This window comes from Akkermansia sp. AE01SA01, assembly GCF_036417395.1.
In the GTDB taxonomy this organism is placed as follows: Bacteria; Verrucomicrobiota; Verrucomicrobiia; order Verrucomicrobiales; family Akkermansiaceae; genus Akkermansia.
The window spans coordinates 2,482,591-2,498,372 of sequence record NZ_CP143890.1; the positions used below are offsets into that span (position 1 = coordinate 2,482,591).

A 15,782-nucleotide genomic window follows, 5' to 3' on the forward strand; every position below is an offset into this window, starting at 1 on the left:
AGTCAATCAGTCTTCAATAATCACACGGAAGCCCACGTTGTACACGAGACGCCAGCCGGGATATCCCCAACGCCAGGAGGACGTGGCCCGCCTGGGGCGGTCATACCAAGAGCCGCCGCGCACGGCGCGGGGAACGCAGGAATCCATGCTTTCATTGCGGCCATCCCCGTTATTCCAGGGATAGGGCCTGTATTCCGAACGGGTCCATTCCGCGGCATTCCCGATCATGTCGTACAACCCGTAGGCGTTCGGCCTGTAGCTTTTGACCGGGGCCAGATGCAGCGTTCCGTCATTGAATTTCTCATCCCTGGGTACGAAGTCCCAGAAACGGTTGGGATTCCTGATCGGCTTGGGGTCCACGCCGGAAACGGCCAGTTCCTTCAGCGTCACGTCTCCCAGATTGGCATAGGAGGAAAAATCGGAATCACGGCCGCCGAAGAAGAAGTCCGTCTCCGTCCCGCCCCGCGCGGCATATTCCCACTGCGCCTCCGTGGGGAGAGTCACTTTTTTACCGGTTTTTGCGGAAAGCCAGCGGCAGAATTCCATGGCCTTCGTCCACGGCACCCGGATGACCGGGAACTGCGGATTGGCGTCCATGTCATATCCGGGCCTGACCTGGTCCTTGTAGTGCATGTCGTACCAGCCGTTGAGGTATTCCGGGTCAAATTGGCGGTATTGCTCCAGGGTCACTTCAGCTTCCCCCATCCAGAACGGCTTTTCCATCCGCACTTTGGCAACGGGTTTTTCCGCGGGAGTTTCCAGCTCGCTTCCCATCTTGAATTCTCCCGCCGGAATGCGGCGGAACGCCATGTTGACGCCGTTCCCCAAATCCAGCGCCAGCGTTTCATTCTGCGGGGACGGAACGGGTATGTTTTCTCCGCGGAGCGAAGGAACGGAGCATCCGCTATGGGACATATTCGCCCCGGCATCCCTGCGGAAACGGGAATCCTTCATGGTCACGTAGTTCCGTTCCACTCCGGAGAACATCCTGTGCAGGTCATAGCGGCGCTTCAGCAGGTTTTCATTGCGTTCTCCGGGCCATTCGCCCAGATAGGGAGCGTTCATGTCCATCCAGGTCACCAGGCGGTGCCAGTCTTCCTCCGGCATGTCCACATGATGATGCCCTTTTTTGAGCAACTGGTAGAGTTCGGACGTATCCGCGGCAAATTCCGTGGGGGCCAGCCCCAGATAGTTCCCTTCCGGTCCGTTGCGGCGCACGTAGGGATGCAGGTTCCAATAGGCCACGGACCCCGGCGCCGGAGCGCCTTTGACGGCCTCCAGAGTCATGAAATCCGGAACTCCTTCCCTGCTTTTGCTTTCTGCGGAATGACAGCGGATGCAATGGCGGTCCAGCACCGGCTGCACCTCATTGACGAAGGAAAACGTGCGGGCCGGCCCATACCACGGGACAATGTCCGCAGGCTTCTGCCGGGAAGCCATGACCGGCCTGGCCGGAGGTGCGGCGTTCTGCTGCTCGTGACAGCCGATGCAGCTCAAAGTTTCTCCCGGCATGGCGGTGAACCAGCTCCGCATCAGAGACAGCGCGCGTCCCTGCCCGTCCAGCACCTGAAGTGTCAAAGGCTGGTTGGCGGGGGCGGTGAAAATGGCGGACCCATCCGGATTCACGGGCACCGTTCCGTACAGCACCTTCAAATCCCAGTTGCTTTCCATGCCCATGGCATAATGACTGCCCGTGTCCCGCGGACTGTATTCGGACATGAATATGCGCAAAGACCTGGCTTCACCTCTGGGCACGCCCTCCATGGCCCGGCCGCGGTACACGTCGGAAATATATACCGTGGCCGTTTTGCTGTCCGGCTTCACGCGGTCGTGCAACACGGGAGGCTTTTTTCGCGGCCTCAAGGGTGTGGGGTCGGCATAAATGAAGTAGGAGGATGCCGTCAGGGGAACGATATTATCGTACACGTCGCACCAGACCACGTTGGTCACTCCCCCCTTGCCGGACGGAGCGGAAACGGCCAGGAAAGATTCCGCATTCAACGGGTACGGCTCCGCAAAATAGGGCGTATCCAGTTCATCCACCAGCCTGTCCTTGGTGACGTTTTCCACGGGCTTTCCGTAGCCCGGAATTTTCTGCACCGCACCCGCGGTAGCCGCCCGTCCCCGGTTCACGTTGAAGAGAACGAGTTCCCCCAGCCTCCGCACGCCGTGATGGCCGCTGACAATGCCGGAAAACATGCCGGGCCTGCCCGGCAGGGGCCGCGCATTGAACAGGCTGTTGGGCCAGTAGGAGTTGGAGCCGTAGTATTCCTTCTGGTCGCTGCCGTCCGGGTTCATGTGCATCAGGATGCGGCTGAAGTAATGAGCGCTTTCCGTGTATTCCCAGCGCAGGAACATCACGCGGCCGTCCGGGAGCATCGTCGGAAACCAGTTGTTGTCCTGGTCGAAGGTGAGCCGCCGCGTCGTCTTTTTCTCCCGGTCATACAAATGGATATTGCCCACATAGTCCTGACCGGATACGCAGGGCACCCCCTGCATGCCGGACGTGTTGATGAAGATGATCCGCCCGTCCGGCAAATAGCAGGAGTTGTAACTGTCCGTATCCGCAGGCATGTGGGCGGTCAGGTTTTCCTTCCCGCCCGTCTTCAAATCCAGTTCAAAAACGTCCCAGGGCCGCTGTTCCTTTTTTCCGAAGCGGTTGCCCGTAAACATGAGCCGTTCCCCGGAAAAATCCAGTTCCAGATGCCCCATCCAGCGGTCGTCCTCCAAAAGGCGGGCCGCCGGGGAAGAGGAAGATGTGCCGCTGAATTTCACGATGCCGCTACGGTACACGCGTCCGGGTCCCGGCATGCTGCTGATGCCCTGCCAGTTGGCCGGACGGTCATGGTTGAAGGTGCTTCCGCCGGACGGGTTGAACCGCCGCACCGCCACCCATTCCCTGACGGAATCCCGCTCCGGCAGGGAGTCAATCAGAGCTTTTTTGCGCAATTCCACCAGTTCCCTCAGGATATCCTCCTGGTCCGGTCCCGCCTTTTCAATCCACGGCTGAAGAGGCCCCAGCTTTTTTTCCCAGGCATCAAGCCGCGCCAGGAATTTGTCGGCATCCGGATACCGTTCTCCATATTTTTCCCGGTTGCGGGCAACGGCACGGCGGATGGCTTCCGCATCATAACGGGCAGCCAGCTTTTTCAGTCTGAGGAAGCGGATTTGCTTCAAAATGGCGTCTTCATGCTTCATCAGGTCATTCCATGAAGAGAGGGGCCCCGCCTGCTCCACGGGAAGGGAAAGAATTTTAGCCAGGCTTGCCCCCGCCGCTTCCGGATCCGGCCACGCCCGGAATACCGGAGCCAGCATCACCATGGCATCCCCGCAGTCATCGGCGGCTTCCAGCTCGGGAACAGACGCCACATAATCCGCCGTACGGCTCCATAATTTTTTCATCCATTCATTCGCGTCCTTCCCAGATTCAGGAAGTGGAATTCCGGACAGATCCCGCAGCCACGGCTGCAAGCCGGCAGCCTGGAGCACGCCGGAGCACATCACGGCACAGCCCAGGAAGGAAAGGCGGAGAATGGAACAATAGTCAAACATGGTACACAGTTTTACATACTACGCACAGCATCTCTTTTTTCCTTCACCTGGAATTATATTTCTCTCCCGGACGCTGTTTTACCTCTAATCCGGGTCGATAAGGGCAAACAAGCAAGCGCCGCGGATTAACAATCAGGATAATGGAAATATCACTATCTTCTCTTTGAATTTTCCTGGATTCACACCTTGCCTCAGGTTGTTTTTCTGAGGAAATATTACTGTCCTGTTTCTCCTTTCATAAGTCATTAACGGTCTAATATTTAAAAAACGCGTTGACATCCGGATTGTTAATCCGCAGAATAACCATTTCAACTTATAAAAATAATAATATTAACCACATTTTCAATTTGAAATTCATGAAAAGACACTGCTTCTTTTCTCCTGAACAGCCATGCTTGGCACCTTGCATGCGGTCCAGGCAGCAGCGACACTGATATGGGATATGTCCTTTACCGGGACTTCCAGCTCACCGAACGCGGACAATATCGCGGTAACGGATTGCAACGGAGCTTCCTATTCCGGCATCACACCGTCCTTCGGCGGCGGTTCCGTCACGGACGGCATTTACAATTCCAGCGATTCCCGGCTGACCTTTAGGGATAATGCCTCCCTCCTTTCCTTGAACAATAGTTTCAGCTTTGTCGTCAAGGCCAGTCTGAACGGGGAAGGCACTACCAACTGGTCCGTCCTGTTCGGTCTGGGGGAATTCAGCAACTGGAATTTGAAAGTCAACTACACTAAAGGCGACAACGACGGCTGGGGATTTGCGCCGGAAGGCTATTCGCTGAGTAAAATGACTTCCACGCCGGGCACCGTCGTTCAGAGTTGGAACAAACCTTCATCATCACCGTGGACGCCGGTGCCAATAACGGCGTTACCCAGGCGGACATCTCCGCCCTGACCCGGTACCTGAACGGACAGGCAATCGCCACCGCTATCCGCAATCAATATCAAAAGGCAATTTTTTCTCGTACATGGCAGGCAGGAATAACGTTTTGGCTTAGAAAACAAGACTTTGCTCCGTTTCGGAGAGAGGGGGATTTTTATAGCAAGTATCTTGCAATTCATGCGCAAGGATTTGGCCTGCCATGTATTTCCGGAACAGGAAATAACCTTGTTTTTAAGGTGATTTTATCATATTAACGCAGACAATGGCTTGCCCTGCATAGCCGATTTAATAAGAACTTGATACAAGATGCCATGAAAAAAAATCTGATATATATGCTTGCGGGAACAGCCATGCTGTTCCCTATAAACGGAAACAGCGCGGAAAATGCCTCCGCCACGCCCCTGCCTGTAAAAGATCCCAGGGACGCTTTCCTGCCGGACATCGACTTTAGTGGAAGGGTTTATCAGGTTACGTCCAACCCCATCATATGGAACGACGACCGTTCCCTGGCCGTTATCTGGGAGGATACGGGAGCAAGTTGCATGTGTTATACGTTCTGGTGCCTGAAAAGAAATGAGCAGGGAACCATGGTTCCCATCGCCAAATACACGATATGGACGGACCTGTTAAAAAAAGGCATTCTGCTGGATGAAACGGGCCTCACCGTCATGCTGGAAGGCGCCAGGGGGCTTCCGGGAAAGACCTCCATCAGTCAACATTTTTCGTTTACTATTCCCCAGGCTCAAGTGTCCTTCATGCAAAAGAAGCAGGAGCACCTGGACGGCGTGGAGCCAGAGAACCTGGAAAAGGAATGGAAGCGTTTCCTGGAACGATAGCCCCTGTCCTCTTCCGTCCCCGCAGGGACGGTCTTTTCCGGGGTAATCGTTCCAGCCATAAAAACGGGCCAGACTGTCCAAATCTGGCCCGTTGAGGTTAAACAGAGATGATTTGTTACTTATCGAGGGGACTCCCCGGATAAATCGGCATCTCATCCCATCCATCGGGCTTCGCACAGGAGCGAAATTGCTTGTTCTTGTAGAAGTCATGTTCGCCTATCGTGACATAGTTGCTCGGATCCAAGTCACCGGGGCGCGACACGGAACGGTCATAAGGATAGGGAGCTTCCACCATTCCTAGTACTTTTCAAGCGTTTCCCTGGCTTTTTCCAGATTAGGGCATTCCTCCGCATTCAGTGTGCCTTCCATAGCCTTGGTGTACTGGCGCCCTCCCATACTGTCCCACGATTTTTTTACAAGATTTTCGGCGACTGTCTTGACAGGCGTACGATTGTCAATGCTGCCGTGGCGTCCCCGTCCCCAACGGTTACGGCATACGGAGGCAATGACAAGATATTCCTGCTCATTGTATTGGGACTGTTCCCCAAAAATGATGCAGGCAATCTGCTTGAACTCCTCAGCGGTTACGCTTGAGAAGTACCGAAGTCCCTTTTGGGTGGAATCCCATTATTGTCATTGGCGACTTCATACCAGTCGATAGGAACGGCAATAAATCAATTTGGATAAAGGCAATTTTAACCTCATATCCCTTTCGTAGTTAATTAGACGGACTGAAGCCGACAGAATAGCCTTGTTGATAATAGGATGTAACGTGACTATCCGGCATGATTCACCAGTTACTTTTCCACCTGCCTTATTCATGCTTCTTACGTTTGAGAGATATGTTCCGGTCCATTCAAACTGTCTTTTACCTACGTCAAAGCCGACGGAAAGAGATGCCTTCGATAAGATTTCAATCGCTTCAGAAATTTCACGCCAATTATAGCCATGCCCTATTCTTTTTAACTCGTTTCTGAGTTGATGTAGCGTGAAGGCGATTGTGACGAGTTCCTCATCCTTCTCTACTTGGCATTCTATTTGTTGTTGCGCTGCCAGGTAGCGTAATGCGTACATTACTATTTCTTCACGTTTGGAAGGGTAATACTCAAAAGTTTCTTCTCCCTTCTTTATGTGCGCGGGTGTTATTTACCGTAGATAGCTGTTGTCCCTGTGAAAAAATCCCATTTCAGCGATAGGCAGCCATGGTTGTGCGTATACATTTTTCTGGTTGAGGAATGGGGTACAAAAATCAAACAGTTCCAGAGTATTTGATTCCCCTTTCTCAAGAGTGAAAAATTTAGTAAATAACTCTAATTGAACATCTTCCATCGTGGAACTCTTCTATTTGTCGTAGTGATATCATGTACTCAAGATATAGACTGTTGTATCTCTGATTTCGTATACTAATCTATTGGCCCAGTCAATATGTCGGGACCAACAGCCGGAAAGAGCATATTTCAAAGGCTCCGGCTTTCCGTTGCCCTTGAAAGGATCTGTTTTCAACTCTTCCAATAAGGCTAATACCTTTTTAGCCAACCGTTTTTCGTATTTAGCTAAATACTGGAAATCTTCCCATGCCTGGGGAGTCCATTTGATTGCGTAATTCGTATTCATATACGCTATTTACACAAATCATTGGAACGATTTCTCTATTTCCTCCTGAGAAACCTCGAACGCCTTGCCTTCGTCAACTGCCGTGCGAGCCTCCATGATGCGCCGGACATTTGCCGGGGATCGCATCAATTCGGCTGTTTCACGCAAGGAGGAATAGTCCTCGAAAGACAGGAGAATAACGTTTCCCACCCTGCTTTTAATGACTACAGGAGTTGAATCGTTAACAACGCCCTTTACAAGCTTTGGCAGATTTTGTCGAGCGGCAGAACATGATATTGTATCGTTACTCATGACCTATATGTACCGAAAAGTTGTACAAGTTTTTTGTACAAAAACAGGCTTCTTCAATTCTCATAAGAACGTCAAAAAGACACTGCCTAGCCACAAATGGCTAGGTAGTGTTCTTATAGCTTGGAAGGGATACTCTTGAGCAAGAGCAATCATCAAGATTATTAGTGTCAAGATTCAAAAATACTCATTAAGACAATGTAGCTTCAATATTTTTGACTTTCAGCGATATGAGCCTAAGAATCAAGAATATGTCGCCAGATGAGATCATAATATGGCTCAAGAGAAATCGAAAAACTTACGCATGGTTTGCTAAACAATTATTCGTCAGCAGAGCAACGGTGAACGGCGTTCTCCCTCAACACTACGCTGGAAGATAAGATCATATTTTCCGCAATGGCCGGCTTTCCGGCAAGGAATAAGATTACTGACATTGTCTCACCCTTCGCCATTTCATCGAAGAGGAAGTGATACTCTGGAAGTACGCAGTCGTCCACCAGACTAGCGCTGTAGCTTCCTTGGGCCAGTCGATACGGCATCCCAACCCCAGCTTCATGAGCTTCAGGAGCATCCCTTCGGCAAGGGCGGATTTAGTGGTATCGTTCTTCACGTATTTGCCTTCGGGAGGCATTGCTTCCGTACTCATGATGGCTTTGCATCCTTCATAGGACCTTGCTTACGGCCTGTAGGCCTTGTTGGTGTACTCCAAGTTCGCAGTAATAAAAGCCTCGCTCCAGCATGGCCTTCGCCTTTTCGGGGGTGAGGGAGCCGCCTCCGGTCATGATATTGACTTTGGCATGAGGGATCTTCAGGGTCAGTTCATCGTCTCCGTCAATGCGGAAATAATGTTTTCCCAGATTCTCTTCCTTGATATACCCTTTCCAGCTTTCTTTGCGTTCCTTGGTATTGTGGTTGATGGGGATAAGCACCTCATCGGTCATGACCGGATCGTCATTTGCATCCTTGTGGATGAAATAACCGGGTACGGGTTCGGCCTTGTCCTCCTTCATTTTAATGAAGGACACCGCAATTCTGTGTATGTCGTCTGCCCTAATATGCTTTTCTATGGTTATTATATGTGGCAAAGGAAATTCTTTACTATCTATCATTAAAAATAATAATTCCTCGTCACAGAATCCATTTGAACATGATTCATAAATAAAACAAAAAAACAGGATGAATCATATATGACACCGGCAAAGAGAATCAACATAATCCGTCAATTATTCCCGGACGCGTCTTCCAGCCTCCGGCGGCGGAGCAGATAGACCTTATCCCGGCGCCGGACCTGTTCGGGGACCACGATGTACACGGTTTCCCCTTTTCCGGCGGATTCCACGGGGACCATGCCTTCTTCCGTTTCCTTCCGCATGGCCTTTACCACCACGCGGACGGCTCCCGTGGTGGGGCCGGCAATGAGAATGGTCTGGCCCGCAGAGAGCGCACCCGCCTCCAGGCAGATTTCCGCCACCCCCTTCTTCCGGTAGAAGTTGCCGACCTTGGCAATGTGGATTTTCAGCAGGGCGGCGCGGCTGTTCGCAGAGCCGCTCCATTCCCCCCATTTTACACCCAGATAGTAACCGCCTTTCCAGAATCCCCGGTTGAAGACGGACTCCAGCCGCTCCATCCACGCATCCGCCCTGGCCGGAGAGAAGGTTCCCTCCAGGCACGCGCGGGCCGCTTCCCGGTACACGGAAGTCACCGTCCGCACGTAGTCGGAAGAACGCCCCCGGCCTTCCAGCTTCAGAACGGAGACTCCGGCATCCAGAATCTGGTCCAGAACCTGGACAGTACACAGGTCCCGGGGGGACATTACGTATTTGTTGTCAATCACCAGTTCGTTGCCCGTTTCCTCATCCGTCACGCGGTAGGCGCGGCGGCAGTTCTGGAAACAGGCTCCGCGGTTGGCGGAAGAATTGTAAGCCGCCAGGCTCATGTGGCATTTGCCGGATACGGCCACGCACAAGGCGCCGTGCGCAAAGATTTCCACCCGGAGAAGATCGCCGGAAGGTCCGCAGATTTCTTCATTCCGGATGCCGTCAATGATACGCCTGATCTGCGCCAGCGTCAGTTCCCGGGCCAGCACGACCACATCCGCATACTGCGCGTAAAATCTGACGGAAGCCATGTTGCAGACGTTGGCCTGCACGGACATGTGCACCTCCAGCCCGATGGAATGCGCGTGGGTGATCACCGCCAGATCAGAAGCAATGACGGCGTCCACTCCGGCGGCTTTGGCGGCGGCACACAGATTCCGCACCGCTTCCAGTTCCTCATCATACACGATGATGTTCAGCGTCAGGTAGGCTTTTGCCCCCGCTTCATGGCAGCGGGCCACGATTTCCGGCAGGTCTTCCTCCGCAAAGTTTGCCGTGGCGCGGGAACGCATGTTCAGCTTTCCTACGCCAAAGTACACGGAGTCCGCACCGCCCTGAAGTGCAGCGGCCAGGGATTCGAACGAACCCGCCGGAGCCATGATTTCCATCCGGGATTGAGGGGACATGGCAGAACGGTTCAAAGCCCCCCGGATTCCTCCATCAGGATGACGGCAATCCTTCCCTTGGGGAAACATTTAACGATGGACATGTGAATGTTGCACAGGCGGTCCGGAGAGTTGCAGTCCGCACAGGTTCCCGTGTACATGCAGGGAGTTTTGAAGTCCTCATGGCGCCTGGCGTTCAGCGGGGCAATGCGGCGGATGCGTTCGCGCGCCTCTTCCGGCGTAGCCACCAGCTTGTTGGCGCCCGCCAGCAGGATGACATTCCGGGGGCCGAAGGCGACGGGAGCCACCCGGTTGCCCACCATGTCCACCCAGTGCAGGGTTCCCTTCATGCTGACGGCGTTGATTCCGGTCAGGAACAGGTCCGCCGTCACGCCACGGCGGCGGATTTCCCATTTTTCCTCCCGGTCCATGTCCGGAACGAAACCGTCGTAGAACTGAATATCCGGGCTGGCATTCAGTTCATCAAGAATTCCTGTGGCTTTCAAGGTCATGGAATCCCCATAGGAGGCGGACGCCGGGCTGAGTTCCCGCACCAGGCCGCGCATCAGGTCTGCGGCTTCTTTCAGGCCAGGAACCACAAAGCTTCTGAATCCGCGCCGTTCCAGACGTTCGGCGCATTTTTGCAGGGAAAGAGGTTCTTCCATAAAAAGGATGGATGAAGACCCCCGCTCCGGCGCGTTCCGGAGCGGGGGTCCTGTGAGTTTTATTCTTCTCCGGAGGCTTCCGCTTCAACGGCGGGTTCTTCTTCCGCGGAGTCGGCGGCGTCCTCCCCGGCTTCGGTCCCTTCCATCCCTTCCTCCTCATCATCGTCCGGAATGACGATGGAGATGTCCTGGATGGCCTCTCCGTCATTCAGAGTCATCAGCTTCACGCCCTGGGTGGCACGGCCCGTTTCACGAACGGTCGCCACTTTGATGCGGACGGACTGCCCCGCTGTGGTCATCAGCATGAGTTCATCCTCATCGGAGACAACTGTGGCGGATACCACCTTACCGGTCTTGTCTGTGCAATTCATGGTCTTGATGCCGGTACCGCCGCGGCCCTGTGTGCGGTATTCGTCAAAGGAGGTGCGCTTGCCGAGCCCGTTTTCAGAGGCCACCAGCAGGGTTTTCTGCGGGTCCACGATGGCGAGGGCCACCACATAGTCCCCGGCACGGGGACGGATGCCGCGGACGCCGATGGTGTTGCGGCCCTGCGTGCGCAGGTCGCTTTCCGGGAAGCGGATGCTCATGCCGTCGTGGGTGACGAGCACAATTTCGTTTTCCCCGGTGGTCAGTTCCGCATTCACCAGGCTGTTGCCTTCTTCCAGGTTGATGGCGATGATACCCGCCTTCCGGTAGTTGACAAAGTCGTTCAAGCTGGTTTTTTTGACCGTACCGTCCTTTGTAGCGAAGACGACGTTGCCGCTGTCCTCCGCGAAGGTGATGTCATTGCCCTTTTCATCCACCCGGCGTTCCAGGCGCAGAATGGCGGCAATGGCTTCTTCCGGCTGAAGGTCCAGCAGGTTTTTGATGTTGCGGCCCTGCGCGCTGCGGGCGGCTTCGTCAATTTCGTACACGCGGTCCACGTACACGCGCCCGGTGTTCGTGAAGAACATCAGGTAGTCGTGGTTCTGGGCGGCGAAGAGGTGTTCGATGAAGTCCGCTTCCGTGTCTTTCTTCGCCCCCTTCGTAGTGGCGGCTTTCACGCCCTTGCCGCCGCGCGCCTGCACGCGGTATTCCGCGGAGTTGGTGCGCTTGATGTAGCCGCTGTGCGTGATGGTGACGATCATCGTGTCGTTCGGGATCAGGTCTTCAATGGCCATGTCGCCGGCGAACGGGATGATGCGGGTGACGCGCGGCGTGGCGTATTTGTCCTTGATGGTCATCAGCTCGTCCTTCACGATGCCCAGCACGCGGGATTCGTTGGCCAGAATGTCCAGATAGTCCTTGATCCGGACGAGGAGCTCCATGTAGTCCGCGGAGATTTTGTCGTTTTCCAGGGCCGTCAACTGGTACAGGCGCAGGTCCAGGATGGAGTTTACCTGGCGTTCCGTGAAGATGTAGCGGTCCCCCTCCACGGAGGGCTGGGAACGGATCAGGATGCCAAGGCTTTCCGCCGTCTGCGTGGTGAAGGTATATGCCTGGAGGCGTTCGCGGGCTTCCTCCCTGTTTTTGGAGTCGCGGATAATGCGGATGAAGTCGTCCATGTGGCCCAGGGCCAGCAGGAAAGCTTCCAGCCGTTCGGCGTCCTTCTCGGCGTCGCCCAGCAAGTAGCGCGTACGGCGCACGACCACCTCGCGCCGGTGCTCAATGTAGAAGTTGATGGCGTCCAGCATGGCGAGCGTCTTGGGACGGTTGTCGTGAATCGCCAGCATGTTCACGGAGAAGGAGGTCTCCATGGACGTGAGCTTGTAGAGCTGGTTCATGACCACCTGCGGACGGGCGTCCCGCTTGAGCTCGATTTCAATGCAGGTTTTTTCGTCGGAAAGGTCGCGGATGCCGGAGATGTCCGTCAGGATTTTGTCCTTGTACAGTTCCGCGATGCGTTCCTGAAGAGCGGCGCGGTTTACGCCGTAAGGCACTTCCCGGATGATGAGCAGGTCCTTGCCGGAATCCGTCTGCTCAATGTCGATCTTGCCGCGGATGCGCACGGAACCGCGTCCGGTGCGGAAGTAGTTGTCAATGCCGGAGAAGCCGAGAATGTCGCCCCCGGTGGGAAAGTCCGGGCCCTTGATGAACTGGCGCAGTTCATCCACCGTCATGTGCGGGGAGTCAATTACGGCGCAGATGCCGTCCACCACTTCCCCCAGGTTGTGCGGAGGCATGTTGGTGGCCATCCCCACCGCAATCCCGGTGCCGCCGTTCACCAGCAGGTTGGGGAAGGCGGAAGGGAAGACGGTGGGTTCCGTATGCTCGTTGTCGTATGTGGGAACGAAGTCCACCGTATCCTTGTCCAGGTCCGCCATCAGGGCGACCCCCATGCCGGAGAGCTTGGCTTCCGTGTATCGGGCGGCGGCGGGCGGGTCACCGTCCGGAGTACCGAAGTTACCCTGGCCGATGACCAGGATGTCCCGCATGGACCAGTCCTGCGCCATGTTCACCAGTGTGCCGTAAATGGCGGCATCCCCGTGCGGGTGGTAGTTACCCATCGTGTCCCCCACGATCTTGGAGCATTTGCGGGTCTTCCCGCCCGGGCTGAGGTTCAGTTCCTTCATGGCGTAGAGAATGCGCCGCTGGGAAGGCTTGAGGCCGTCTCTCACGTCCGGCAGGGCGCGGGAGATGATGACGGACATGGAGTAGTCCAGGAAGGAGGTGGACAGTTCGTTGGCTACGTCCACCGGTTTGATTCTATTGTTTTCCATGGTGCTGAGAAAAAGGATGGGGATTAGATGTCAAGGTTGCGGACATTGAGGGCGTGGTCCACAATGTAGTTTTTGCGGGGTTCCACGACGTCCCCCATCAGGATGGTGAACATTTCATCAGCCCTCACGGCGTTGTCGTCATTCAGGATGACGCGGAGCAGCTCGCGCTTTTCCGGATCCATCGTCGTCTTGAACAGGTCCTTGGCGTCCATTTCACCGAGACCCTTGAATCGTGTGATTTCCACGCCGCGCTTGCCGATGCCGATGACGGTTTCCAGAATGTCCATGACGGAGAAGAGGGGGGTGATCCGTTCCTTTTCCCCTTCACCTTCCACCAGTTCAAACAGGGGCTTGTCCAGGGAAACGAGCATGTTGGACGGTATGCCCAGTTCCGCCAGCCGCACCAGCGTGCGGGTGATGGCTTTGGCTTCATGTAGTTCATGCGTGATGGAACGGCGGCTGGGGCCTTCCCGGTCCGGAACGGGATTGGCAAGGAGCTCTTCTTCCGAAGGCATCCCGAAGATGAAGAGGTCCCTGTTCTCGTCGGAGAAAGCCGTCAGGGCTTCCACATCATGGAAGTAGCATATTTCTTCTTCATTCCCGCAGCGGATTTTGACGAGGAATTCGGGAAATTCCCCGTGCTGGTCCCGGTGGGTGAGCAGGTCCCCGAAGGAGCCGCCCTGCGTCTGTACGGATTCCGTGTAGCGCTGAAGGTTGACCAGCGTTTCCAGGATGGTGGAGAGTTCCTCGGAAGTAAACGTCCGGGAACCGTCCGCCATGCGCAGCGTCACGTCGTTGACGGCCAGCTCAATGAGCTTGCGGTTCAGGGCGACGTCATCCTGCACGTATTCCTCCTTTTTCTTGCGGATAATGCGGTAGAGGGGAGCCTGGGCGATGTAGAGATACCCGGCGCGCACCAATTGCGGCATGTGGCGGCAGAAGAAGGTGAGAAGCAGCGTCCGGATGTGGGCGCCATCCACGTCGGCGTCAGTCATGATGATGATTTTGTGGTAGCGCACGCGGTCCAGCTTGAAGGAGGCTTCGTCATCCCCTTCCCCGATCCCGGCGCCAATGGCCGTGATCATGTTCTGGATTTCCTTGCTCCCCAGGGCTTTGTCCAGCCGGGCCTTTTCAACGTTGAGCACCTTGCCGCGCAGAGGCAGGATGGCCTGCGTGCGGCGGTCGCGTCCCATCTTGGCGGAACCGCCGGCGGAGTCACCTTCCACAATGAAGAGTTCGCATTTGGCGGGATCCCGGTCGGAGCAGTCCGCCAGCTTGCCGGGCAGGCCGCCGATGGAAAGGGCGCTTTTACGCACCGTCTCACGGGCCTTGCGGGCGGCTTCCCGCGCGCGGGCAGCCGTGATGCTCTTTTCGATGATTTTTTTGGCCATCGCCGGGTTTTCCTCAAAGTACGTCTTGATCTCTTCGTACACGACGTTGCTCACCACGCCCTCAATTTCCGTGTTCACCAGCTTGTCCTTCGTCTGGGAGGAGAAGCGGGGATTGGGCATCTTGACGGAGATGACCGCCACAAGGCCTTCCCGAACGTCCTCCCCGCTCAGGGAGGGGTCTTTTTCCTTCAGCAGCCCGTTGGATTTGGCATAGCCGTTGATCACGCGCGTGAGGGCGCTCCGGAAGCCGGAAAGATGCGTACCGCCGTCGCCGTTGTAGATGGAGTTGGCAAAGCATAGGATGTTGGTTTCATACGTGCTGTTGTACTGGAAGACCACATCCACCAGAACGTCGTCGTCCATTTTCTTGCCGTCGTATTCCACTTCCACCTTGCGGACTCCGGAAATGGCAATAGGCTCTTCATTGATGACATCCTTGTTCATTCCGAGCTGGCGGACGAATTCCACAATGCCTTCCTTATAGTAAAACGATTCGCGGCGGACGGGAGCCTCCCGTTCGTCGATGAGCTCAATGACCAGCCCGGGGTTCAGGAAGGCAAGCTCGCGCAGGCGGGTCGTCAGGCGGTCGAACTTGAATTCCGTGGTATCCGTGAAAATGGTGGCGTCCGGAAAGAAGGTGATGGTGGTGCCCGTTATTTCACAGGAGCAGCCGCCCACCACACGCAGGGGTTCCGTCGTCTTGCCGCGTTCAAACTTGATCTGGTAGCGCTGGCCGTCGCGGCGGACTTCCGCCTTGAACCAGTCCGACAGGGCATTCACGCACTTGGCGCCCACCCCGTGCAGACCGCCGGAATATTTGTAGGCTCCCTGGCCGAATTTGCCCCCCGCATGCAGATTGGTCAGCACCAGTTCCACGGCGGGAATGCCGAACTTTGGGTGCATATCCACCGGAATGCCGCGCCCGTTGTCCACAATGGAAATGGAGCCGTCCACGTGGATCACAATGTCAATCTTGCTGCAGTAGCCGGCCAGGTGCTCGTCAATGGAGTTATCCAGAACTTCAAATACGCAATGGTGCAAGCCGCGCTCATCAGGGTCCCCAATGTACATGCCGGGCCTCTTCCGCACAGCCTCCAGGCCTTCCAATTTATCAATCTGCGCGGCGCCGTATTCATGCTGCGCCGTCGTGGAAACGGTGGTTTCAACAACCTCGTTGGTATCTTCGGACATAACTGAAATATACTACGCCGATCTTAATTTTTTGCAAGACTAATCTAAGAAACGCGTGCGCGCGCGTAGGGCGTACCCCTGCAAAAACCCGTCATAATCGCGTAAAAAGGGGTCTAAAGCAAGCTCTCCGGCTTTTTTAGTCTCTCAGTAGCGGAAAAGTAATAAAAGACAATTT

The 15,782-nt window shown here is 55.2% G+C and carries 11 protein-coding genes; 2 read left to right on the plus strand and 9 right to left on the minus strand.

Annotated features, from left to right (window positions below; genetic code table 11):
* Positions 1–6: 6 nt before the first annotated feature.
* Positions 7–3,552: an SUMF1/EgtB/PvdO family nonheme iron enzyme gene (locus V3C19_RS10015; RefSeq protein ID WP_295934635.1), complete on the minus strand. Its 3,546-nt coding sequence runs from the start codon at positions 3,550–3,552 to the stop codon at positions 7–9.
* Positions 3,553–3,994: 442 nt separating this feature from the next.
* Between V3C19_RS10015 and V3C19_RS10020 the strand changes: the two genes are divergently transcribed.
* Complete coding sequence (locus V3C19_RS10020) at positions 3,995–4,453, plus strand: hypothetical protein (RefSeq protein WP_330937084.1); 459 nt, start codon at positions 3,995–3,997, stop codon at positions 4,451–4,453.
* 299 nt (positions 4,454–4,752) lie between these two features.
* Positions 4,753–5,277 carry a hypothetical protein gene (locus tag V3C19_RS10025; RefSeq protein WP_154301928.1) on the plus strand — a complete coding sequence of 175 codons (525 nt, stop codon included), beginning with the start codon at positions 4,753–4,755 and terminating at the stop codon, positions 5,275–5,277.
* 645 nt (positions 5,278–5,922) lie between these two features.
* On the opposite strand, the gene V3C19_RS10030 is transcribed toward V3C19_RS10025, so the two are convergent.
* From V3C19_RS10030 to gyrB, 8 genes are all read right to left on the minus strand, one after another.
* Positions 5,923–6,351 (minus strand): hypothetical protein, encoded by a 429-nt coding sequence (locus tag V3C19_RS10030; protein WP_130084857.1) that lies wholly within the window; start codon positions 6,349–6,351, stop codon positions 5,923–5,925.
* Positions 6,352–6,636: 285 nt separating this feature from the next.
* Positions 6,637–6,891: a Txe/YoeB family addiction module toxin gene (locus V3C19_RS10035; protein ID WP_295934627.1), complete on the minus strand. Its 255-nt coding sequence runs from the start codon at positions 6,889–6,891 to the stop codon at positions 6,637–6,639.
* An 18-nt stretch (positions 6,892–6,909) separates the two neighbouring features.
* Positions 6,910–7,182 carry a type II toxin-antitoxin system Phd/YefM family antitoxin gene (locus V3C19_RS10040; RefSeq protein WP_130084855.1) on the minus strand — a complete coding sequence of 91 codons (273 nt, stop codon included), beginning with the start codon at positions 7,180–7,182 and terminating at the stop codon, positions 6,910–6,912.
* Between the two features lie 659 nt (positions 7,183–7,841).
* Entirely contained in the window at positions 7,842–8,189 is a 348-nt protein-coding gene (locus V3C19_RS10045; RefSeq protein ID WP_302388549.1) for a hypothetical protein, read from the minus strand.
* Positions 8,190–8,398: 209 nt separating this feature from the next.
* A complete protein-coding gene (locus V3C19_RS10050) occupies positions 8,399–9,682 on the minus strand; it encodes a peptidase U32 family protein (protein WP_295934621.1) in 1,284 nt (427 codons plus the stop codon).
* An 11-nt stretch (positions 9,683–9,693) separates the two neighbouring features.
* Positions 9,694–10,326 carry a lactate utilization protein gene (locus V3C19_RS10055; protein ID WP_130084851.1) on the minus strand — a complete coding sequence of 211 codons (633 nt, stop codon included), beginning with the start codon at positions 10,324–10,326 and terminating at the stop codon, positions 9,694–9,696.
* Positions 10,327–10,385: 59 nt separating this feature from the next.
* Positions 10,386–13,025, minus strand: coding sequence for a DNA gyrase subunit A (gene gyrA / locus V3C19_RS10060; RefSeq protein WP_154301926.1), 2,640 nt, complete (start codon positions 13,023–13,025; stop codon positions 10,386–10,388).
* 23 nt (positions 13,026–13,048) lie between these two features.
* Positions 13,049–15,607, minus strand: coding sequence for a DNA topoisomerase (ATP-hydrolyzing) subunit B (gyrB, locus tag V3C19_RS10065; protein ID WP_130084849.1), 2,559 nt, complete (start codon positions 15,605–15,607; stop codon positions 13,049–13,051).
* Positions 15,608–15,782: the final 175 nt, after the last annotated feature.

Coding starts and splice junctions, on each gene's coding strand:
- V3C19_RS10040 (WP_130084855.1), bottom strand. CDS start 7,182: ATGAGTAACGATACAATATCATGTTCTGCCGCTCGACAAAATCTGCCA.
- V3C19_RS10050 (WP_295934621.1), bottom strand. CDS start 9,682: ATGTCCCCTCAATCCCGGATGGAAATCATGGCTCCGGCGGGTTCGTTC.
- V3C19_RS10030 (WP_130084857.1), bottom strand. CDS start 6,351: ATGTACGCATTACGCTACCTGGCAGCGCAACAACAAATAGAATGCCAA.
- V3C19_RS10025 (WP_154301928.1), top strand. CDS start 4,753: ATGAAAAAAAATCTGATATATATGCTTGCGGGAACAGCCATGCTGTTC.
- V3C19_RS10015 (WP_295934635.1), bottom strand. CDS start 3,552: ATGTTTGACTATTGTTCCATTCTCCGCCTTTCCTTCCTGGGCTGTGCC.
- gyrA (WP_154301926.1), bottom strand. CDS start 13,025: ATGGAAAACAATAGAATCAAACCGGTGGACGTAGCCAACGAACTGTCC.
- gyrB (WP_130084849.1), bottom strand. CDS start 15,607: ATGTCCGAAGATACCAACGAGGTTGTTGAAACCACCGTTTCCACGACG.
- V3C19_RS10055 (WP_130084851.1), bottom strand. CDS start 10,326: ATGGAAGAACCTCTTTCCCTGCAAAAATGCGCCGAACGTCTGGAACGG.
- V3C19_RS10020 (WP_330937084.1), top strand. CDS start 3,995: ATGTCCTTTACCGGGACTTCCAGCTCACCGAACGCGGACAATATCGCG.
- V3C19_RS10035 (WP_295934627.1), bottom strand. CDS start 6,891: ATGAATACGAATTACGCAATCAAATGGACTCCCCAGGCATGGGAAGAT.
- V3C19_RS10045 (WP_302388549.1), bottom strand. CDS start 8,189: ATGAAGGAGGACAAGGCCGAACCCGTACCCGGTTATTTCATCCACAAG.